The organism is Paraburkholderia sp. GAS448 (genome assembly GCF_050435685.1).
In the GTDB taxonomy this organism is placed as follows: Bacteria; Pseudomonadota; Gammaproteobacteria; order Burkholderiales; family Burkholderiaceae; genus Paraburkholderia.
Genome location: NZ_JBNDKT010000029.1, coordinates 70,481 through 89,379, shown reverse-complemented (window position 1 = coordinate 89,379; position 18,899 = coordinate 70,481). Strand labels below are relative to the sequence as shown.

18 protein-coding genes are annotated in these 18,899 nt (G+C 62.0%); 12 read left to right on the top strand and 6 right to left on the bottom strand.

Translation table 11 applies throughout. From position 1 onward, the window contains the following. The first annotated feature begins 72 nt into the window (after nucleotides 1–72). Complete coding sequence (gene catC, locus P3T23_RS35475) at nucleotides 73–351, top strand: muconolactone Delta-isomerase (protein WP_429320722.1); 279 nt, start codon at nucleotides 73–75, stop codon at nucleotides 349–351. A 235-nt stretch (nucleotides 352–586) separates the two neighbouring features. Here catC and P3T23_RS35470 read toward each other — a convergent pair whose 3' ends face one another. The 3 genes from P3T23_RS35470 to P3T23_RS35460 all read right to left on the bottom strand — a co-directional run bounded on the left by P3T23_RS35470 (nucleotide 587) and on the right by P3T23_RS35460 (nucleotide 3,675). Then, nucleotides 587–2,242: a tetratricopeptide repeat protein gene (locus P3T23_RS35470; RefSeq protein WP_429320721.1), complete on the bottom strand. Its 1,656-nt coding sequence runs from the start codon at nucleotides 2,240–2,242 to the stop codon at nucleotides 587–589. A 402-nt stretch (nucleotides 2,243–2,644) separates the two neighbouring features. Further along, nucleotides 2,645–3,082, bottom strand: coding sequence for a YciI family protein (locus P3T23_RS35465; protein ID WP_429320720.1), 438 nt, complete (start codon nucleotides 3,080–3,082; stop codon nucleotides 2,645–2,647). Between the two features lie 188 nt (nucleotides 3,083–3,270). Then, on the bottom strand, nucleotides 3,271–3,675 hold the full coding sequence (locus tag P3T23_RS35460; RefSeq protein ID WP_429320719.1) for a helix-turn-helix domain-containing protein: 405 nt from the start codon (nucleotides 3,673–3,675) through the stop codon (nucleotides 3,271–3,273). 1,167 nt (nucleotides 3,676–4,842) lie between these two features. On the opposite strand from P3T23_RS35460, the gene P3T23_RS35455 reads away from it, so the two are divergent. The 6 genes from P3T23_RS35455 (at nucleotide 4,843) to P3T23_RS35430 (ending at nucleotide 10,320) form a co-directional block, all read left to right on the top strand. Then, the gene (locus P3T23_RS35455) at nucleotides 4,843–6,258 is read left to right on the top strand and encodes a DUF1254 domain-containing protein (RefSeq protein WP_429320718.1); all 1,416 of its coding nucleotides are present in this window, start codon (nucleotides 4,843–4,845) and stop codon (nucleotides 6,256–6,258) included. Nucleotides 6,259–6,407: 149 nt separating this feature from the next. Then, nucleotides 6,408–7,040 carry a hypothetical protein gene (locus P3T23_RS35450; protein WP_429320717.1) on the top strand — a complete coding sequence of 211 codons (633 nt, stop codon included), beginning with the start codon at nucleotides 6,408–6,410 and terminating at the stop codon, nucleotides 7,038–7,040. A gap of 30 nt (nucleotides 7,041–7,070) precedes the next feature. Continuing rightward, a complete protein-coding gene (locus P3T23_RS35445) occupies nucleotides 7,071–7,682 on the top strand; it encodes a hypothetical protein (protein WP_429320716.1) in 612 nt (203 codons plus the stop codon). 51 nt (nucleotides 7,683–7,733) lie between these two features. Continuing rightward, on the top strand, nucleotides 7,734–9,146 hold the full coding sequence (locus tag P3T23_RS35440; RefSeq protein WP_429320715.1) for a DUF2252 domain-containing protein: 1,413 nt from the start codon (nucleotides 7,734–7,736) through the stop codon (nucleotides 9,144–9,146). A gap of 152 nt (nucleotides 9,147–9,298) precedes the next feature. Next, nucleotides 9,299–10,039 carry a hypothetical protein gene (locus P3T23_RS35435; RefSeq protein ID WP_429320714.1) on the top strand — a complete coding sequence of 247 codons (741 nt, stop codon included), beginning with the start codon at nucleotides 9,299–9,301 and terminating at the stop codon, nucleotides 10,037–10,039. Nucleotides 10,040–10,116: 77 nt separating this feature from the next. After that, nucleotides 10,117–10,320: a heavy-metal-associated domain-containing protein gene (locus P3T23_RS35430; RefSeq protein WP_429320713.1), complete on the top strand. Its 204-nt coding sequence runs from the start codon at nucleotides 10,117–10,119 to the stop codon at nucleotides 10,318–10,320. A gap of 167 nt (nucleotides 10,321–10,487) precedes the next feature. Here the strand turns inward: P3T23_RS35430 and ftrA are convergent, their stop codons facing one another. Further along, nucleotides 10,488–11,456, bottom strand: a complete 969-nt coding sequence (gene ftrA, locus P3T23_RS35425) for a transcriptional regulator FtrA (protein ID WP_429320712.1) — start codon at nucleotides 11,454–11,456, stop codon at nucleotides 10,488–10,490. Between the two features lie 107 nt (nucleotides 11,457–11,563). Here ftrA and P3T23_RS35420 point away from each other — a divergent pair, with 107 nt between their 5' ends. After that, on the top strand, nucleotides 11,564–11,998 hold the full coding sequence (locus P3T23_RS35420; RefSeq protein ID WP_429320711.1) for a rhodanese-like domain-containing protein: 435 nt from the start codon (nucleotides 11,564–11,566) through the stop codon (nucleotides 11,996–11,998). Between the two features lie 133 nt (nucleotides 11,999–12,131). Further along, entirely contained in the window at nucleotides 12,132–12,881 is a 750-nt protein-coding gene (locus tag P3T23_RS35415) for a hypothetical protein (RefSeq protein ID WP_429320710.1), read from the top strand. 30 nt (nucleotides 12,882–12,911) lie between these two features. Here P3T23_RS35415 and dapA read toward each other — a convergent pair whose 3' ends face one another. Then, on the bottom strand, nucleotides 12,912–13,769 hold the full coding sequence (dapA, locus tag P3T23_RS35410; protein ID WP_429320709.1) for a 4-hydroxy-tetrahydrodipicolinate synthase: 858 nt from the start codon (nucleotides 13,767–13,769) through the stop codon (nucleotides 12,912–12,914). 384 nt (nucleotides 13,770–14,153) lie between these two features. On the opposite strand from dapA, the gene P3T23_RS35405 reads away from it, so the two are divergent. After that, a complete protein-coding gene (locus P3T23_RS35405) occupies nucleotides 14,154–15,446 on the top strand; it encodes an aspartate carbamoyltransferase (protein ID WP_429320708.1) in 1,293 nt (430 codons plus the stop codon). 149 nt (nucleotides 15,447–15,595) lie between these two features. On the opposite strand, the gene P3T23_RS35400 is transcribed toward P3T23_RS35405, so the two are convergent. Further along, nucleotides 15,596–16,684 (bottom strand): zinc-binding dehydrogenase, encoded by a 1,089-nt coding sequence (locus P3T23_RS35400; RefSeq protein WP_429320707.1) that lies wholly within the window; start codon nucleotides 16,682–16,684, stop codon nucleotides 15,596–15,598. A gap of 101 nt (nucleotides 16,685–16,785) precedes the next feature. On the opposite strand from P3T23_RS35400, the gene P3T23_RS35395 reads away from it, so the two are divergent. Continuing rightward, complete coding sequence (locus P3T23_RS35395) at nucleotides 16,786–17,697, top strand: LysR family transcriptional regulator (RefSeq protein ID WP_429320706.1); 912 nt, start codon at nucleotides 16,786–16,788, stop codon at nucleotides 17,695–17,697. Between the two features lie 510 nt (nucleotides 17,698–18,207). Continuing rightward, nucleotides 18,208–18,897, top strand: a complete 690-nt coding sequence (locus tag P3T23_RS35390) for a 2Fe-2S iron-sulfur cluster-binding protein (RefSeq protein ID WP_429320705.1) — start codon at nucleotides 18,208–18,210, stop codon at nucleotides 18,895–18,897. The last annotated feature ends 2 nt before the right edge of the window (nucleotides 18,898–18,899 follow it).

Below are 18,899 nucleotides of genomic sequence, written 5' to 3'. Positions count from 1 at the left end.
CATTCGTTTGTGTGCGCTGCGCGCCGAGCGGTCGCGGTCGCACGACACGGCCAATATCTTCAAGGAAACATCATGCTTTACCTCGTCAGAATGGACGTTCATTTGCCGCTGGACATGCCCTCTGCACAGGCGGACGAAATCAAGGCGCGCGAAAAGGCCTATTCGCAAGACCTGCAGCGAAATGGCAAGTGGCAACAGTTGCATCGCGTGGTAGGCGAATACGCCAACTACAGCATTTTCGATGTCGAAACGCACGACGAGCTGCACACGCTGCTGTCCGCCCTGCCGCTCTTTCCCTACATGACGATGCAGGTCACGCCACTCGCCCGGCACCCGTCAGCCATTCGCTGATCGAGCGGCGGCTTGAGGCTGTCCCCAGTCGTATTGCCCTGCCGCAGGGACACGGAAAGGTGAGAAGTTCCAGGATGGTGAGGAATTCCAGGAGACGCAGTCATCCAGGTGAGCGTTTCCAGGAGGTGAGCCAATCCAGGAGGTGAGCCTTTCCAGGAGGTGAGCCTTTCCAGGAGGTGAGCCAGTCCAGGAGACGAGAGCGAATCCGCAACGCGGGTGTGTACGAGGCACACCGTCAAGGCCAGATCAGCACCGGCTTGCTGCCGCTGCGCGGCTCCGCTTCGCTGTACACCGGGTTGAGCACGAAAGGCTGCAGATTGCCGACGTTGTTCGCAACACTGACGAACCGACAGTCCTCCCGGCCGTAACCCGCTTCGACGCGCGCCGCCGCCTTCGAAACCTGGGCTTTGTCGCGCATGATCTGCGGCTGTGCGGGCGACAGGCAACCGTTGCTGTCCCGGAGAGCGCGCGCAAAGCTATCGTAACGGCAGACCGGCGGAAGTGTACGGTTGGACCTGAGCACATCAATAATCGACTGCGACGGGCCTTGCGCGAGGTGGACCGGCACCTCGAACTCATGTGCTTTCATCGATGCGACAGCACGCAACACCTGTTGCGACTGAAGCAGGATCGCAGTGAGATACTGGTCTCGCGCCTCCTCGCGCGAAGCACGATCAGGCAGGTCGGCGATTGCATCGCCAAGGTTGACGTAGGCTTCAGCGTAATCCGGCTGCAATTCCGTGGCCGTCATCAGGTAGCTCGTGGCGTAGTTGCGCAGTCTGATCACGTCGTCGCGGCTCAGCGCACGGTCGGTGAGCGTGAGGTTGAGTGCCTGCCGCCCGGCCGCGTTGTAGGCAAAGGCGAAAGCTGGCGTCGCGGGACGATATTTCACCGCCGTCAGAAACGCCTCCAGCGCCTGCTCGCCGCACCCCAGTTCGGCCAGTCCGATGCCCCAGTTGTAGTACCCCCAAGCGAAGGTCTGATCTTCTGCGACGGACAGCATCGCGCTTTGGACCTCGCTGGCGTATTCGCCCCGATCTTCATGGATCTTCGATAGCGCAAGCCAGCTCCATTTGTAGTAATGCGAGGCTTCCACGTCGTTGAGTATCCCGTTGAAGGCGTCCACTGCGTCGCGGTAGTCGCATTGAGGGCCATGCTCGTAGCACTTTATGCGGTCGCGGTTCGACAGCGCCTCGGCATAGACGAACGGATTGCGCTTTTCCATGACCTGGTCCGCAGCCAGGGAAACCAGATCGCGCCGATCGGTCGTGGCCTCCACCGATGCCGCGTTTTGCGCGGTCGGCCCGGTGCTGTCTTTCACGTCGGCGCATCGCATCTGGTTGTCTGAAGACGTCACGGCAAACGACTGCTCCAGCGCCCCCTGGCTGATCGTGATGGCGAATTCGCAGACCCCGCTGGCCGTCGGGCTCAGCGAACCGCGGATGTAGACATCGTTGATCCCGAACATGCGCTTCGTATAGTAGGCGACCGCGTCCAGCGATATTCCCGTGTTCAGCAACTGGACGCTCGATTCGGGCTCGTCGGCTTCGATACTCTCACGGATCTGGCTGGGCATCTCGCTGTCGGCTTCCGACAGGACCTGGTTGAGGCGGGCTGCCAGTTGCTGCTGAACGACCTCTCCGGTCACACCCCGCTCGGCGAGACTTTTCGGCACTGCGACTGGCTCAACCAGCGTGCGCGGCTTCAACTGCATACCGACGGTCAGGAGCAGCCAGATCACCAGAATCAACGAACCGGCAGTCTTCACCCAGCTTGTCAGCCGCGCGCAAAGGTCGCCATCTCCCTGCGAAGTTGACGTTTTGCCAGACGGACGACGCAGCGTGCGGCGACGCCGCGCGCCCGGGTCCGGGTTTGCCGGAAGAAAAGGCATGACAGGTACTCGCAAAACTCCCGCGCGCGACGGACGAGGCAGTATTCGCCTCGCCTGTGAACGAGAGTCATATGCTGCTCAGACGACTCGCGCCCGCGGAAATTGAAACTGCGTCGCTTTTGTCAGCGTGTCGTCAGGCGACCATGTAACCGGTTACGCCGTGTGTTGCACGACCAATGAGAATCGTCGAGTACCTGCGGGGGATTTAATGCCGGCACTGAGGCGTGCAGTCGCGCGAGGCAACAGCACGAACTGAAGACGTTCGAGCTGGAATCCGCCCTCCGCACGGACGAGCGATGAGGCGGAACTGCGTGACAGCCCACTGTGGAGCAGTTCGCATGAGCAAGAGCCGAAGTCGACGAGGCGCCGTGCTGGCGCCTCTACGTGCTCTACGTGCTCGCTTCAGCGCGGCTTGTGCGCGGCGGCTTCGGCTTCAGCGCGCAGGCGCTCTTCCTGCGCGCGCAGCTCGGGGGTGAATTCGGCGCCGAAATCGTCGGCCTCGAACAGCGGGCGAATTTCGATCTCGGACTCGCCTTCCATGGGGTTGGGGCAGCGCCTGACCCATTCGACGGCTTCCTCCATCGATTTGACCTGCCACAGCCAGAATCCCGCGACGAGTTCCTTGGTTTCGGCGAACGGCCCATCGATCACGGTCCGCTGACTACCCGAGAAACGCACCCGTTTGCCCCTGGAACTCGGGTGCAAGCCCTCGCCCGCGAGCATCAGGCCTGCCTTGACGAGTTCTTCATTGAAGTTGCCCATCGCTGCAAGCAGCTCGGTGCCCGGCATTTTGCCGGCCTCCGACTCGCTTGTAGCCTTAACCATCACCATGACGCGCATCGTCAATTCTCCTTGAATGGGTTGTTGGGGCCGCACGACCCCGAAGTCGGTCCAGAATCGACGGCCGCTCTCTGTCAATACGACGAATCGTGATAACCGAAATCGACATCGCCGTCAAAAAATCTCGCGCACGATGCTTCCCGCTCAACCTGCCGGCCGCAGTCGGCGCAGCGCATCGGCGCAAGCGCCTAGCGAGTCGATTTTGACAACCGGTGCGACAACCCAAGATTCGTCACGATTTGCCAGGTATGGACCCTTGAATACTTCGTGCCGAAACGCGTCGCTATGACCTCGCGCACACGTGCATTGGTCCAGGCGTCGGTCGGAAATCCATGTTCGCGTGCAGAGCCTTGCAAGGCAGCAGCGAGCCACCGAAGTGCATGCTCGTCCAGCGCCGCGGTACGTCCGCCCACGCTCACCTGCTTCAGGGCTTCAAGACCACCCCTGTCCAGAATGGCCTTATAGCGCCTGACCGTATCCGCGGACATGCGCAACGCTTCGACGACCTCGGGAATGGACGCGCCTTGCGCCAGCATTTGCCCGGCGGCCATCCTTCGCACGACGCTTGGCAGTTCGTCAGTTCGAGTAGGCATTTGATTACCCATGGGTGGGAACTCTCAGGCCCGCGACACGGCGGTACGTCTTTCAGCCATGCGCGCTCGCTCGTACAGTTGCCCGTTGAATCGCCGCTGCACGGTTCCTCCGGCCAAAGCCGCAACGAACTGCGTTCAATGGTGGATGCCGAAGCCGGGCACGCTTACTAATAAATGTTTTCGTCTGCTTCGTGTAAAGCCTCAGGAAAAATAATTGCGTTGACGCGCTATATCACGTGAACTATGGCAACCATCCCCGTTTTATCGCCTGAAACAATCTGGGCGCTCGCTACATATTTCAAATAACCTACAATTCGCCTTGATTTATTTTGGTACGTTAGCTATCGTTCTGAAACGGCTAGTAAGGCCTTTGTTCAAAGTCCCGCCGCACAGGCTTCACAGTGCGCCTGCCACGTTTTCTGAGGAACGTTGTATGGCTCCACATTCTCGCCCCGTTTAACGCAGCACCGCCGATTGCGGCGCTCCGCTGCATGCGCCCGGTCATCGATTGGCCACGGCTCGCTTAAACCGTCACGTTCCAAACAAGGCGGCGGCTTTTCGCGTTGATTTTCCCGCACAGCCATTTTGTGCGAAGAGTGGCATTGGTCTTTTTATAATGCGCGGGGAATACGATGTTAAGAAGCCGTTTAAACCTATTAAATGTATTAGCCCCCGCTTTTTTCTGCATCTCAAATACCTTTACATGGGCGCAAAGTGCGGCTGAAGACGCGAACCGGAGTAACAACCCGCTGAATCTGGCAACTTCATTCAATCTGCAGAACTATTTCGCGCCGGGTCTGTTCGACGCAAGTGCTCGACCCAACGATTTCCTGCTGCGCCCCATCCTGCCGCCTGGGCCAAACGGCCTGGTACCGGAGCCACAGATCTTCCGGATGACACTCCGTTCGGCATCTTCAACCTTCCCGATGGCTCGTATCTCCGCTCGACCGGAATCTGGACGTTCGACCTTCAGCGCGGCAACGATTACATGCCGGTCGGTCCCGGTGGCGGTAAGGCATGGAACGCTGGCTCGATCATCTTCAACACGCTCGTCGAACCACAGTATTCGGTCGCGCAATCTGGGGATGGCGTATCCCGATGGCAGATTTTTGCCGGCCTGAACATAATCTTCGGATAGTAGCGGACAGACCCACAGAGGCGGGAACCATGAACCTTCGGACAGTCGTTCGGGCAGGAGCACTTGTCCTGGGACTTTCGTTGCTGACGCTGCCGCCCGTGCAGGCGCAGGCCACGGGCTCTTCCGAAGCGGCAGGCGTGACGGTTTCTCCAGACGAGGCACGCAGCATTGCAAAAGACGCCTTCATCTACGCGTATCCCATGCTCTTCAACTACAAGACGATGTACCAGCAAGCCGTTGACACCAAAGCGAGAACCTGGGTGGGTGGCTTCGGCAAGTTCCGGAATTACTCCCGGCCATATGGTCCGGAGAACAGGGCAATCGTTACGCCCAACAACGACACACCCTACTCGTGGGCCTGGCTCGACCTGCGAAGCGAGCCATGGGTACTCACGGTTCCGGCTATCAAGGACAAACGCTATTACGTATTCCAGTCGATCGACCTCTTCACCTACAACTTTGCGTACGTCGGCTCGCGCACGACGGGTGAACGCGCAGGCCACTACCTGTTCGCCGGCCCCAACTGGAAGGGCAAGACGCCCAGGGGCGTCGACCAGGTCTTCCGCTCGGAGACGGATTTCATCCTGACGCTCGGGCGCACTGCGTTGAACGGTCCGTCGGATGTGAAGAACGTCCAGGCGATTCAGAAGGGCTACAGGCTGACGCCACTGTCTGCGTTTGAGCATGGCGCGCCGCCGCCGGCAGCGCCAAAGCTGACATTCCCCAAATGGGATGAAGCAAAGGCAACATCGATCGACTTCATTGCATACCTCAATTTCCTGCTGCAATTCACGCAACCAACTGCCCCGTCGGAAGTCGACTTGATGCAGCGCTTCGCGAAGATCGGCATTGGCCCGCGCAGGCACTTCGATGCGTCAAGCTTGCCGCCGGAAACGCGAGAGGCCATTGAAGCGGGCGTAGACGACGGCAAGGCCGCGCTTGCCGAAGCGGAGAAGCACACAACAAGCTCATTCGACCTCTTCGGCTCGCGGGAGGACCTGAATGGCGACTACATGAAGCGCGCGGTTGCCGCGGCGATGGGCATCTACGGCAACACGAAGGACGAGGCGGTGTATGTCGGCACACGTGTCGACGCCGATCATCAGCAGTTGCTGGGCTCTCAACCCTACGTGATTCATTTCGACAAAAAAGACCTCCCTCCTGCGAAGTTCTTCTGGTCAATGACGATGTACGACCTGCCCGGCCGGCACCTCGTGGCCAACCCGATTCATCGTTATTCGATCGGCGACCGGACCAAAGGGCTCCAATACAACGACGACGGTTCGCTCGATATCTACATCCAGCACGCGTCGCCTGGCAAGGACGAGGAATCGAACTGGCTTCCCGCTCCCGATGGCCCATACATCGTTATCGCCCGGATTTATGGGCCCGATGCGACGGTGTTCGATGGATCGTGGAAATTTCCGGCGCCGCAAAAGCAATGAGCGCATGGCTGCCCTGAACCAAACCTGAGGGGGAGTCCTGTGAACACTCCGAACCGCCTTGTCCGCGGCCAGGTCCGGGCGACACGCCATGCAGGTAGGCGGCGCGTGACGCCAGGGTCCGCGCGCAAGGAACACGCTGGAGAAAGCCGATGGATACCACTCTGACTACGCATCTGACCCGTTTGCTGTTGCACGCGGCCAGAAACAGGCGCGTACTGCCTTATACCCGCTTTCACTCGATCTTCCCGCACACGATACCCCTCGCCGCCAGGTACGCCGCGCTCGAGTCTGTGCTTCAACATCTCTCCGACTCTCAGCAGGCCGACTACGGCGTGCTGCTCGCGCGCGACAACGGTCTGCCAGGACCTGAATTCTTCCAGCGATTCAGGAAACATCGACTGGACGAATACACCGCTGTTGCAGGAGACCCGCGTTACCACAACGCGACGATGAAGCAGCAACGGTTGATTGTCGATACCGAGCGGGCTCGTGTCTATGCGCACGTGGCAACGCATTTCCCGACGCCGGAAACGCAGCGGGATGCTCCTGAAATCCGTTGTGCCGGCAGCAAGGCGGCAGCCACCACCCCTGCCGTCCATATCGCCGTCTGCTTCGCAGCGGTCCTGCTGCTCGGGATTTCGACGACCGATACGCATGCGCACCGCGCCAGCGCGCCCCGCATTGAAGGGAACCAGCTTGCCAGCCGATACAGCCACGACACGGATGTCATTTCATCGATGTCGGCGATCGCTTGCAGCCCGGTTTTCAACCCCTTCCCGTAGTAGCCAGGCAGCCACAAAAAGGAGTCTGTCATGACGTGCAACACATCGAATTCGAGCCGGCATCGTGCGACCGCAACCAAGGTAGCGCTCGCGCTTCTGGTCGCTTCCGCGTATCCGGCGATGGCTCAGGATGCCAACCCTGAGCAGGGTCAACAGGTCATCGGCGCGGCAGCGCTAGCCCACGTTCAGGCGCGTGTCATTGGTATCGAGCCGGATTCGAACAGCGTGACGCTGCGTGGGCCGCGCGGGAACGTCGCGGTCATCGAGGTGAACCCGGAAGTCGCGGACGTGAAGAAACTGCAAATTGGCGATGTCGTGGACATCGCCTACAAGAACGCGATTCTCATCGGCGTCGACAAGGTCGCGACAAGTGGCATTCGCGAACGCATCGACACCGAAACCGCTATGCCTGCATCAGGCGGTGTCGTCGCTACCGCTCGTCGGGTCGAAGTACTGGCGACCGTGCAGAAGATCGATCGCAAACACCGTCAGGTCACGCTACGGGGGCCAACCCGCACTGAGGTGCTCGATGTTGCACCGGACGTGTCGCTCGATAACCTGAAGGTGGGCGACTCGGTACGAGCCGTCTTTGTCGCTGCCGCTGCCGCGCAGGTTTCGCGGGATGGCGCCGATGTAAAGTAACAGCGTACCTCGCCGTTTCGATCCAACGCCACACCCTTCAGGAGCACTGCGATGGCTGACCTGGAAAGTATCGAAGATAAACGGGCGGCAGGCCAGAAAGCACGCGAGCGCACGAAGCGCTCGGAGCATCGCGAAGTGGGCAAAGTCGATCGCGACCCCGTCGAACTGTTGCAACGTAGCAGCCAGGGACGGGTCGAGGCGCTCGTTCCGTTGCGCTATGGCCGGATGGCGGTTTCGCCGTTCACCTTTTTTCGCGGCAGCGCCATTCTTCAGGCGCATGACCTGAGCGGGACACCGAACACCGGCATCGTCTCGCCAATCTGCGGGGACGCCCACCTGATGAACTTCGGCGGGTTCGCCACGCCGGAGCGTCAACTTATCTTCGACCTGAACGACTTCGACGAGGTCGCAATCGGCCCATGGGAATGGGACATCAAGCGGCTCGCGGCAAGTTTCGCCATCGCCGCGCAGCACATGGGCCTCGGTCGTGGCGTCGCAAGCGATCTGGTGATGGTCGTCGTCAACAGTTATCGCGACCGCATCGCCCAGTATGCGCAGTGCAGCGCACTCGAACTCTGGTACGAGCGCATTACGTTCGAAGGGATGATCGAAACGGCAGTCACCCCCGAAGGTCGCCGTCTGGTCCGCAAGGGCATGGAAAAGGCGGCCGGACGGACGCACGAGAGCGTACTCAGCAAGATGGCCGTCGAGCAGGATGGCCGATGGATCATGCGCGACGCGCCGCCCGCGCTCTTTCACCCGGCCGGCCCGAACTCACTCCTCGGCGCTCAGAGCGACTGGGCCGAAACGGACGCCTGGAAGAAAAAGCTCCACAAGTCGTGGCACGAATACCTCGACACGCTCGCGCCCGACCGTCGGGAACTGCTCTCCAGGTTTACCGTAGAGGACATTGCGTTCAAGGTTGTCGGTGTGGGCAGCGTCGGGACGTTCTGCCTCGTGATGCTTCTGATCGATAGCTGGGGAAAGCCTCTCTTCCTGCAGATCAAGGAAGCGCGCGCATCGGTGGTCGCCCAGTATTTCAACGCCCCCGGGCTGGGCCACGAAGGACAGCGCGTGGTAGTCGGGCAGCGCTTGCTGCAGGCGGCCAGCGACATATTTCTCGGTTGGACGACTGGCCCCCAAAGTCGTCACTTCTACCTTCGGCAACTTCGCGACATGAAAGTATCCGCCGCTATCGAACTCTTCGATACGACCATGCTGGAGGGGTATGCGCGAGTGTGCGCGTGGGTCCTGGCGCGTGCCCATGCGAAAGCGGGCGGCAAAGCGGTAGAACTGGCGAGCTACATGGGAAAAGGCGACCAGTTCGCAGAGGCACTCGTGCATTACTCGCTTGCCTGTTCGAAGCAGAACGAGAAAGACTACGACGCTTTTCTTCACGCGTGCCGGTCGGGCAAACTGGAAGCGCGTACCGATGAGGACATGGCGGCCGATTTCAGCGTCTGAGGCGCCAGCCGCTGCTGGAAGGAGCAAAAGTCAGAGGTCCGCCTGAAACAATCGAGAACGTAAGCGGACCCTCACCCGGCGCATGACTTCAGGATTCACCGCATGTTGCGCTCATAATGGCATGCGCATGCAGCCCTTCCGGATCTCGTCACATGGATCTGTACGCTCATGTACGCATCATCGTCGGAGTGGTCATCAGCCTCGGGCTGACCCATCTGCTGCGCAGCGCGGCCCACATGATCCAGCATCCGGGAAAGCAGAAGATTTACTGGGTGCATATGATGTGGGCCCTTTTCATGTTCATCTACGTTCTGCACTACTGGTGGTGGGAATTCTGGCTCCGTGAGCTGAGGTACTGGAGCTTTGCGATATACCTCTTCACGATCGCGTACGCCGTGTTGATCTACATGACGTGTGCGATGCTGTTTCCCGACTCGATGGCTGACTATCCCAGCTACGAGGAGTACTTCTACTCACGGCGCCAGTGGTTTTTTGGCCTGCTGATCGCGTTGTTCGCGCTCGACCTCGTGGATACGCTCCTGAAGGGGCGTCAGTACTACCTGCATCTTGGGATGGCGTATGCCTTACGGGCAATCGTCTTTATCGCCGGCTGCGCAATCGCCATCGCGACGCGCAACAGGCGTTATCACCAGTTCTTTTCCATCATCGGCGTCGTGTACCAGCTGCTGTACATTTTTAGCCTCTACAGCCACGAATTCTCATTTGCGTGCAGGGCGGAGTTCTCCCCGGCGCGCCTCCAGCATCGATCGGAAGCGACAGGTCACGCCAACCTTGACGATCGGATAGCGACGCCGTCGAGCGTGCGGGTGCGCGTCATACTGGTTGCGATTGCGTCGGGTTCGGCTTGCCGTCGTCACGCTATCGCGTCTTGAGTCAGTTGACGCTTGACCTTGCCACCGTGGGAACGTCGAAGCTAAAGGCTTCCGACTGACCACCGAAGGAGAAGCATATGGAACTGCAGATCAGCGACATGACATGCGGCGGATGCGCCACTGCGGTAACGCGCGCGGTAACGAATCTGGATAGCGGCGCGAAAGTGGACATCGACGTCGCCACGCGGAACGTGAAAATCAACTCAGGCGCAGCGCCCGGGAGTCTGCTGGCTGCGATCGAAGCGGCGGGTTTTCATCCGGTCGAAAAAACCGGGGCATGACCGCCAGCGGCACGATGAGCGGCGGTCGGCCGCTATACCGCTTCGACCACGCGATCCCGTCCTGAGACCTTGGCCGAATACAGCGCTGCGTCGGCGCGCGCCATCACACCGGTCGTTGATCGACTTGAAACGGTCGATGTCGATGGGAACACGCAGTTTTGACACGCTCATGTCCCCGCTTCGCAAACGGCAAACTTGCGACGGTAAGAAGCCGGACTGGTCAGCGTAACGCGCCGGAAGTGCCGCCTCAGCGATTCCTCTGACCCGAAGCCCGCCAGTTCCGCGACGCGCCCCATCGGCATGGACGCCTGTTGCTCCAGCAACTCGCGTGCAATTGCCACCCGTTCGCGGACCAGCCATTCGTAGGGCGCCATTCCGGTCGCATCGCGGAACTGACGTTGCAGCGTGCGCGGGCTCATGGCCGCGCGCTCGGCGAGCGAGCGCAGCGTATGCGGCAACGCCGGATTCACGCGCACCCAGTCCATCAGTTTCGCGAGCCGCCCGCCTTCGTCATGCGGCATCGGGCGTGGCACGAACTGCGCCTGGCCGCCCTCTCGATGCGGCGGCACAACGAGCCGTTGCGCGACGCGGTTCGCCACCGCGCTACCGTAATCGCGCCGCACGAGATGCAGCAACATGTCGAGTCCGGCCGCCGAGCCCGCCGAGGTAATGATCTGACCTTCGTCGACATACAGCGCGTCCGGCTTCACCCGTAACTGCGGATAGCGTCGTTGCAGACGCTCGGCATAACGCCAGTGGGTCGTCACGGTCTTGCCGTCGAGCACGCCCGCCGCGGCAAGCACGAATACCCCGGAGCAGATCGTGCAGAGCCGCGCGCCGCGCCTGTAGGCGGCACGGATTTTCTTCAGCAGCGGTTCAGGTGGAATTTCGTCGGGATCGCGCCAGCCGGGGATCACGATCGTCGCGGCGCGCTCGAGCATCCGCAACGAATACGGCGCGGCGACCGTGATGCCGCCCGCCGCACGGATCGGCCCCCGCTCGCCAGCGCAGACGGCGAAGCGGTACCAGTCGACTTCGAGTTCCGGCCGCTCGAGCGCGAACAGTTCGGTCACGCAGCCGAATTCAAAGGTACAGAGCCGGTCATAGACCAGCGCGACAACGAGATGATCTTGCATGGCGTGATGTTACCGGTAATTGTCGATTACGCCACTTATCCGGGACACGTCCACAGCCAATAATGGTGGCTGCAGATTCACTCCAGACTACATACAGGAACCCTGCCATGTCTCACGTCACCGCCGTTCCCGCCGCCGACAGCGCCGCCGCGCTGGCTCATTTCCAGTCGACGCTGCAGTTCGAGACGGATTGCTGGGATGTCCATGATGCGCTGTCGTCGGCGGGCGACGGACGCACCGGCTTCGTTCTGCTCGACGTCAGAAGCCCAGTTCTGTATGCACAGGGACATGTGCCGGGCGCGATCAATCTGCCGCACGGCAAGATCATCGAATCGAAGCTGGCCGCATGGCCGCGCGACACACTCTTCGTCACCTATTGCGCGGGTCCGCACTGCAATGGCGCAACGCGCGGCGCGATCCGGCTTGCGCAACTCGGGAGGTCCGTCAAGATCATGATCGGTGGGGTGACAGGCTGGCTCGACGAAGGGTTTGAACTGGCCGGGCCAGAGAGGCCTGAGGCGGCGCCGGTCGTCGGGACATAAACGCACGTGTCTCACGCGCTGCGGAATAGACAGGCGATGCCGGTCGTTTATACCGGGTAGTGACGCGGGCACGCAGGCGGCCAAAACCGCAGGGCGCAGTCCCGCTCGACTCATCGACCAACGGCAGGCTGTCATGAACACTCACGGCGCGCATCTCGTTCGTCCGGTATCCGCTCTGCTTTGCGTCGCCTCGCTGTCGGCACTGACAGCGTGCGGCGGTGGCGGTGGCGGAGGCGGAGGAAGCAACCCGATGCCGACGCTCACGATGTCGGGCACCGCCGCAACGGGCGTGGCGCTGAACGGTGCGGCTATGAGCGTCACCTGCTCGCCTGGCACGGCAAGCGCCACCGCCGACGCGAACGGCAACTACACCCTCACGGTGACGGGCACCCCACCCTGCCTCATTTCGGCGACGGCCAACGGCATGACGCTGCATTCGCTCGCATTCGCGGGTGGCACGTTCAACACGACACCAGAGACCGAACTGCTGCTCATCTATCTCGCCGCACAGCTTGGCACGACCGAGACCGGACTCATCGGTGGCCTCCCCGCCAATATGCAGTTTCAGCAGGTGCTGGCGAACTCGACCGATGTGCTGAACGCCCAGTCTGCCGTCGTCACGAACCTGCAGCAGCGCTATGCGCTGACGCTGTCGGTGCCGAGCTTTCTGACGACGGCTTTCACAGCCGGACAACCGGGCGTCGATAGCGATCTCGTTGCGCTCGAAAAAGCCGGCGCAATCGACAGCAACGGCCAGCCCGATCCCGCCGCGGTCTCGCTGATAATGACGGCAGGCGCCGCGCACGCATTGCCGGTGCCCCCCGCTTCGACAGGCGGCACCGGCAACTCCGGCGGCAGCGGTATTGGCGTCGGCATGATGTAGCCGCGCAGATGCTGTATCCAGCCTCGCTGGTCACGCCGCTGCAAGCTGCTTCAGGCGCAGATGCAACGCTTCGGACGCGCGCGTCATAGGCGCGCGCAGTTCGTTTTCGATTCTGCCTTGTGCCGCTAGCGCCGCCTTCACGGGTCCCGGATTCGGCTCCGCGAACATCGCGCTCACGAGCGGCGCGAGTGCATGCCAAAGCGAGCGCCCTTCGTCGAGCCTGCCCGCCGCCAGCGCACGGTACAGTGCGACAAAGCGCTCCGTGCACACATGGGCCGATGCAGCGACCGCGCCGGCGCCACCCATGCAAAGCGTCGTGAAGATCTCGCTATCGTTGCCGGCCAGCACGCGCAGCCGGCCGTCGAGGATCAGCGCGAGCGTCGTATCGGGCGAACCGGAACAGTCCTTGACGGCCTGAACGCGCGGATGCGCAGCGAGTGTCAGCAGGCTGTCGAGTTCGATACGCACGCCGGTGCGCGCAGGGATGTCGTAAATCACGACGGGCTTCTGGCTCAGATCGGCAAGCGACGAGAAATGATCGATCAACCCCGCCTGCGAGGGCCGGATGTAGTACGGCGCGGAAATCAGCACACCGGCCAGCGGCTGTTCGTTGAGTTGCGCGATGCGCTCGCGCAGGCTCGCCGCGTGGTTGCCCGATACGCCCGCCAGCACCGGCAGATCGCCGGCCGCCGCCAGCGTCGTCGCGAGCACGGCGTCCTGTTCCGACGCCTCGAGCGCGGCCGGTTCGCCGGTCGTCCCGAGCGCGACGAAGCCTGACACGCCCGCCTTCGCATACCCCTCGATCAGCGCGCGCAACGCATCGTGATCGACCGCGCCGTTTGCGAACGGCGTGACGAGCGGAATCCAGATCCCTGAAAAAATCGACATGACAATACCTCGAACGTGACCGTATCGATTCCGTTCAGCAGTGCGGGGGGAAGGTACGTCGAAGGCGGGCCTTGACTGACTGTTCCGTCGCACATCTGACGGAACAGCAGGCTCCGGTCAGATGAGCAGCTGTTTTTTGGCTTTCGCGCCAGCGACCGCGCAGGCGGACACGACGCTCGCGAAAGCGAGGCGTGTCGCACGAAGACGGAAGATCTGGCTGGTTTGCATGGATCGCAGTGTAACCGGCCTTCGCCCCATCCTGCAAAGGGGTCTATGCGCGGCGGGGTCTGCCTGTCTCAAAAATGCTTGACTTCTCCCGCCATCAAACTAATATACGCACCGCGTATATCAACCATCCTCAACCACCACCGAAGGGTGACCCGCATGAGCGTTCCGCAACAAGCCTTCCTACGCGACGCCATGCGTCGTCTGAACATGACCCGCGAAACCTTCGCGAGCCGCATTGGCGTCTCCCGGCGGGCGCTCGACACCTGGCTGCTGCCCGACGATTCGCAGGAATCGCGCGCCATGCCGGAAATCGTCGAGCGTTTCGTGTCCGAAATCGTCGTGAATGGCGCGCCCAGCGAAAACTATACGCAAAGCGTAGATTCCCAGTCGCTGGCAAGCCAGATCCTGTTCGAGGGCCGGCCGCAACTGCTTTCCGTCGATCAATTCTCGCGTGACTCCGTCGAAGCGCTCTTTCGCGTCGCGGACATCATGCAGCCCATCGCGCGCCGCCGGAAAATCTCCCGCGTGCTGGAAGGCGCGGTGCTCGGCAACCTGTTCTTCGAGGCCAGCACCCGCACGCGCGTGAGTTTCGGTGCGGCGTTCTGCCGCCTGGGCGGCTCGGTGTGCGACACGACCGGCTTCACGTTTTCGTCGATGGCCAAGGGTGAGTCGATCTACGACACGAGCCGCGTCATGAGCGGTTACGTCGATGCGCTGGTGATCCGCCATCCCGAGCAGGGCTCGGTCGCCGAATTCGCGCGCGCGACCAATATTCCGGTGATCAATGGCGGCGACGGCCCCGGCGAGCACCCGAGCCAGGCGCTGCTCGACCTGTACACGATCCAGCGCGAATTCTCGCGCCTCGGCAAGATCGTGGACGGCGCGCATATCGCGCTCGTCGGCGACCTGAAGTATGGCCGCACCGTGCATTCGCTCGTCAAGCTGCTGGCGCTCTATCGCGGCATCAAGTTCACGCTGGTCTCGCCGCCGATGCTCGAAATGCCGTCGTATATCGTCGAGCAGATTTCGCGCAACGGGCACGTCATCGAACAGACGCCCGACCTCACGGCCGGCCTGCGCGGTGCGGACGTGGTCTACGCGACGCGCATCCAGAAGGAGCGCTTCACCGACGAGTCGTTTGAAGGCTACACGCCCGATTTCCAGATCAATCAGGCGCTGGTCGATACGGTGTGCGGCGCGGACACGCTGATCATGCACCCGCTGCCGCGCGACAGCCGGCCCGGCGCGAACGATCTGAGCGTCGACCTGAACCACGATCCGCGGCTCGCGATTTTCCGTCAGACCGATAACGGCATCCCCGTGCGGATGGCGATTTTCGCGGTGCTGCTGGGTGTCGAGAAGCTGGTCCAGCATTCGATGCGCGACGCCGCATGGCGCCCGCCGACGTATCTCGGTCCGGACGACGCGGTGTTTCACGGGATCGATTGAGCGTCGGCCGAACGTCGATCAAGCGTCGACCGGGCCATCGATACCTGGGGCGAGGCATCCCGTCGCCTCGCGGCGACGCACTGGGCAACGATGTCGAACTGGCGGTCAAAAGCAGTGATCGCGTCGTCCCCTGCCCGCGCTCGCGCCTCTCAACCCCAGGCGTTCGCCGCGGTCGCCGCTGCCACCGTGCATTGCAGACCCTGCATGCGGCCCGCTTCGTCGATGGCCGCTTCGAGGTCGGCAAACGCGTACGACTTCAGTTCAACCGGTTCGAGCGACAACTGTTTCGCGTTCACCAGTGCGACCAGCGCGAGATAGTCGGCGCCCGTGTACATGAAGTTGCCGATCAACTCCCAGTTGTTGCGCAGCATCTCGCCGTACGGCACGGGCAGATCGACCTGCATGCTGCCCATCAGCACCAGCCGCCCGTTGCGGCGCAGGCTGCGCAGCGCCGCGAGCGTCGCGTTCGGGTCGCCGGCCTGGCCGACCATGTCGAACGCGAGATCCGCGCCACCGCCAGACGCCGAGCGGATCGCCGCGACATCGGCGGCGCCGTCGCCGGTGAGCAGAACCGGCACGACACGGCCACGCCCCAACTCGACCAGCGTTTGCAGCGGTTCGAGCCTGCGGCTCAGCGCGATCACCCTGCTCGCGCCGAGAGCCAGCGCAACGAGCACCGCCGCCGAGCCGAAATAGCCGCTCGCCCCATTGATCACGACAGTTTCGCCCGCCGTCAGCCGGCCGCGCCGCAAGCCGCCGAACGGCACGGCGAATTTGCCGAGCACCGCGAGGCGTTCAGACGAAATTCCATCGAGCCCATCGAGCGAGATCAGTGTAGACGCCGGAAACTCGGCCAGCTCGCGCCACGTACCGTGCGGGAATTCGGCGAGCATCGGCGCGCTGCCGGCGCTGATGCCGGTCAGGCCGATCAGCACCTGTTCCGGCTCGCGCGTGGTTTCGTTCGCGGTCCAATGCGGGTTCACGGCGACGCGCTGGCCGGCACGAAACGCCAGCACACCAACGCCTACCGCCTCCACGCGCCCCACGCCGTTGGTCCCCGGTGAGAACGGTCCCGGCGGATAAGCGTACGGCAGCTTGCCCGCAAGCCAGGTGCGCGTGTAGCTCAGGAGCGGCACCGCCTCCATCCTGACCAGAACGGCGCCGCGACGTGGCGCCGGCTCAGGAACCTCGCGCAGTGCGAGCGGCGTGCCGGGTTGATCGAGTAGCCAGGCTTTCATCGCTGATTTCTCCAGTCGTTCGATTGATGGGACCGACGGGTTGTACTGTAGGCTCCGCCAACCTATCCTTCAAATCAATTGCTCATACACGACGTATCAACATGATTGATCTGCGCGGTATCGACCTGAACCTGCTCGTCTCGCTCGACGCGCTGCTGAGCGAATCCAACGTGACACGGGCCGCCGCGCGGCTGCATCTGACGCAGCCGGCCGTCTCGACGCAGCTCGCGAGGCTGCGCGCGATCTTCGGCGACCCGTTGCTGATTCCCGCCGAAACCGGGCGCGGCATGACGCGCAGCGCCCGAGCGCTTGAACTCATGGAACCGCTTCACGCGGCATTGAAAAATCTCGAAACGGTGGTTCGCCACCAGCCGAGCTTCGATCCACGCACCGACACGCGACGCTTCATCGTCGCGGCGCACGACAACTCGATGGCCGTGCTTGGTCTGCGACTGATGGAACGGCTGTCGAAGATCGCGGGGCGCGGCGTGCAGATCGCGTTCGCACTCGTCGATCAACCGACGGTGGCAAGCCGACTCGAACGCGGCGAGATCGATCTGCTGCTCGGCTCAGAACGGATGATGCCGCCGACCATCAAAGCCCGGAAGCTGTACGACGAACACTTCGTCTTCGTGCAGCGCAAAGGACATCCGCGCGGCACCGGACCACTCGATCTCGATGCCTATTGCGCGCTCGACCATGTACTCATTTCCACGAGTGGCGGCAGTTTCTACGGCTTCATGGACGAGCATCTCGAAGTCCTGGGACGCGAACGGCGCGTCGTGCTGTCCGTGCAGCACTCCACACTGGTACCCGAGCTGATCACGCAGACCGACTATGTTGCGACACTGCCCGCGCGGCTGGCCGCCCGCTACGCCGACCGTCTCGACCTGTTCGATCTGCCATTCGAGGCGCGCGGCTTTTCGCTTTTTGCGGGCTGGCACCCGCGCAATCAGACCGATCCAGCGATCGTCTGGTTACGCGAAATGCTGACAGAAGTAGCGGCATTCTAAAGACCTTCGCGCTGGATACCGCTGCCGGGAGAAATAATAACGGCTGGTTACAGATGACCGTGCTGCTAAAGGCCATCAACTCGATATGCCGCGCTCAAGATGAATGCCATGAATATCGATGCAGTTGCAACGAAGATGCGTGAACGAGCCGTATTTTCCAGTGCAAAACGCATATAACCTGGATCTGACAGGTGTTTGAAATACCTGCCAGAAACGCGGGTCTTTAGCAGTCCAATACGGGTTCCTTTCAAATAAAAATCCTTTAGAACACGGCTTTACTTTTTTCCTCGTTAAGCGCAACGTGCATTGTTGAAACGTGCGTTGCCAGTTTATTCCTGTCGTTTGCCATGCGTGGTCCCGGCGCTTTTCACATGTGCCGCGTCGCAGCAGGCTTTGCCTTGCGCGAGACCCAGTGGCACCTGAATTGCTGATTGAACTGACGTCCCTTCGACGCAGCCCGACCTTGTATTGCGAGTCTGCATCGACCTCTCATGGAGCAAGCAGAACGTCATGCCCAGGAATCCCGACTCCAAGGATCCGCAGCAGGGATCCGCCTCCCCTAACGTCTCGCGTCGACGCTTTCTGCAATCCGCCGCAGCGGCAGCGACAGCCGGCGCAGCACCTCATCTGTATGCGCAGCAGCCCGTCGTCGCAGCGGCGCCTCCGGCCCCGCGAGCACCGGTGCCGCCGCGCCCTGTCACGCTGAACATCAACGGACGCGAGTACGCGCTGCATCTCGAGCCGCGCGTCACGCTGCTCGATGCGCTGGGCGAATATGCCGGACTGATGGGCACGAAAAAAGGCTGCGACCGCGGGCAATGCGGCGCGTGCACGGTGCTGGTCGACGGACGGCGCATCAACTCGTGTCTGACGCTCGCCGTCATGCATGAGGGCGAGGCCATCACCACCGTCGAAGGACTTGCGCGCAACGGCACGTTAAGCCCGCTGCAGGAGGCCTTCGTCAAACACGATGCGTTTCAGTGCGGCTACTGCACACCCGGCCAGCTCTGTTCTGCGACCGCCATGCTTGGCGAGTTCAAGGCGGGCACGGCAAGCACCGTCACCGCCGATGTGCGAAGGCGTCCTGCGCAACTCTCGGACGAAGAGATCCGCGAACGCATGAGCGGCAACCTGTGCCGCTGCGGCGCGTATTCGAACATCGTCGCCGCAGTGCGTGCGGTGAACGAAGGCACTGCCTGAGG

What these genes read in the sequence shown, in the direction of transcription:
- ftrA (WP_429320712.1), bottom strand. Translation starts at nt 11,456, where the DNA reads ATGCAAGATCATCTCGTTGTCGCGCTGGTCTATGACCGGCTCTGTACC.
- P3T23_RS35470 (WP_429320721.1), bottom strand. Translation starts at nt 2,242, where the DNA reads ATGCCTTTTCTTCCGGCAAACCCGGACCCGGGCGCGCGGCGTCGCCGC.
- P3T23_RS35440 (WP_429320715.1), top strand. Translation starts at nt 7,734, where the DNA reads ATGGCTGACCTGGAAAGTATCGAAGATAAACGGGCGGCAGGCCAGAAA.
- P3T23_RS35465 (WP_429320720.1), bottom strand. Translation starts at nt 3,082, where the DNA reads ATGCGCGTCATGGTGATGGTTAAGGCTACAAGCGAGTCGGAGGCCGGC.
- P3T23_RS35415 (WP_429320710.1), top strand. Translation starts at nt 12,132, where the DNA reads ATGAACACTCACGGCGCGCATCTCGTTCGTCCGGTATCCGCTCTGCTT.
- P3T23_RS35435 (WP_429320714.1), top strand. Translation starts at nt 9,299, where the DNA reads ATGGATCTGTACGCTCATGTACGCATCATCGTCGGAGTGGTCATCAGC.
- P3T23_RS35450 (WP_429320717.1), top strand. Translation starts at nt 6,408, where the DNA reads ATGGATACCACTCTGACTACGCATCTGACCCGTTTGCTGTTGCACGCG.
- catC (WP_429320722.1), top strand. Translation starts at nt 73, where the DNA reads ATGCTTTACCTCGTCAGAATGGACGTTCATTTGCCGCTGGACATGCCC.
- P3T23_RS35460 (WP_429320719.1), bottom strand. Translation starts at nt 3,675, where the DNA reads ATGCCTACTCGAACTGACGAACTGCCAAGCGTCGTGCGAAGGATGGCC.
- dapA (WP_429320709.1), bottom strand. Translation starts at nt 13,769, where the DNA reads ATGTCGATTTTTTCAGGGATCTGGATTCCGCTCGTCACGCCGTTCGCA.
- P3T23_RS35390 (WP_429320705.1), top strand. Translation starts at nt 18,208, where the DNA reads ATGCCCAGGAATCCCGACTCCAAGGATCCGCAGCAGGGATCCGCCTCC.
- P3T23_RS35455 (WP_429320718.1), top strand. Translation starts at nt 4,843, where the DNA reads ATGAACCTTCGGACAGTCGTTCGGGCAGGAGCACTTGTCCTGGGACTT.
- P3T23_RS35405 (WP_429320708.1), top strand. Translation starts at nt 14,154, where the DNA reads ATGAGCGTTCCGCAACAAGCCTTCCTACGCGACGCCATGCGTCGTCTG.
- P3T23_RS35395 (WP_429320706.1), top strand. Translation starts at nt 16,786, where the DNA reads ATGATTGATCTGCGCGGTATCGACCTGAACCTGCTCGTCTCGCTCGAC.
- P3T23_RS35430 (WP_429320713.1), top strand. Translation starts at nt 10,117, where the DNA reads ATGGAACTGCAGATCAGCGACATGACATGCGGCGGATGCGCCACTGCG.
- P3T23_RS35420 (WP_429320711.1), top strand. Translation starts at nt 11,564, where the DNA reads ATGTCTCACGTCACCGCCGTTCCCGCCGCCGACAGCGCCGCCGCGCTG.
- P3T23_RS35400 (WP_429320707.1), bottom strand. Translation starts at nt 16,684, where the DNA reads ATGAAAGCCTGGCTACTCGATCAACCCGGCACGCCGCTCGCACTGCGC.
- P3T23_RS35445 (WP_429320716.1), top strand. Translation starts at nt 7,071, where the DNA reads ATGACGTGCAACACATCGAATTCGAGCCGGCATCGTGCGACCGCAACC.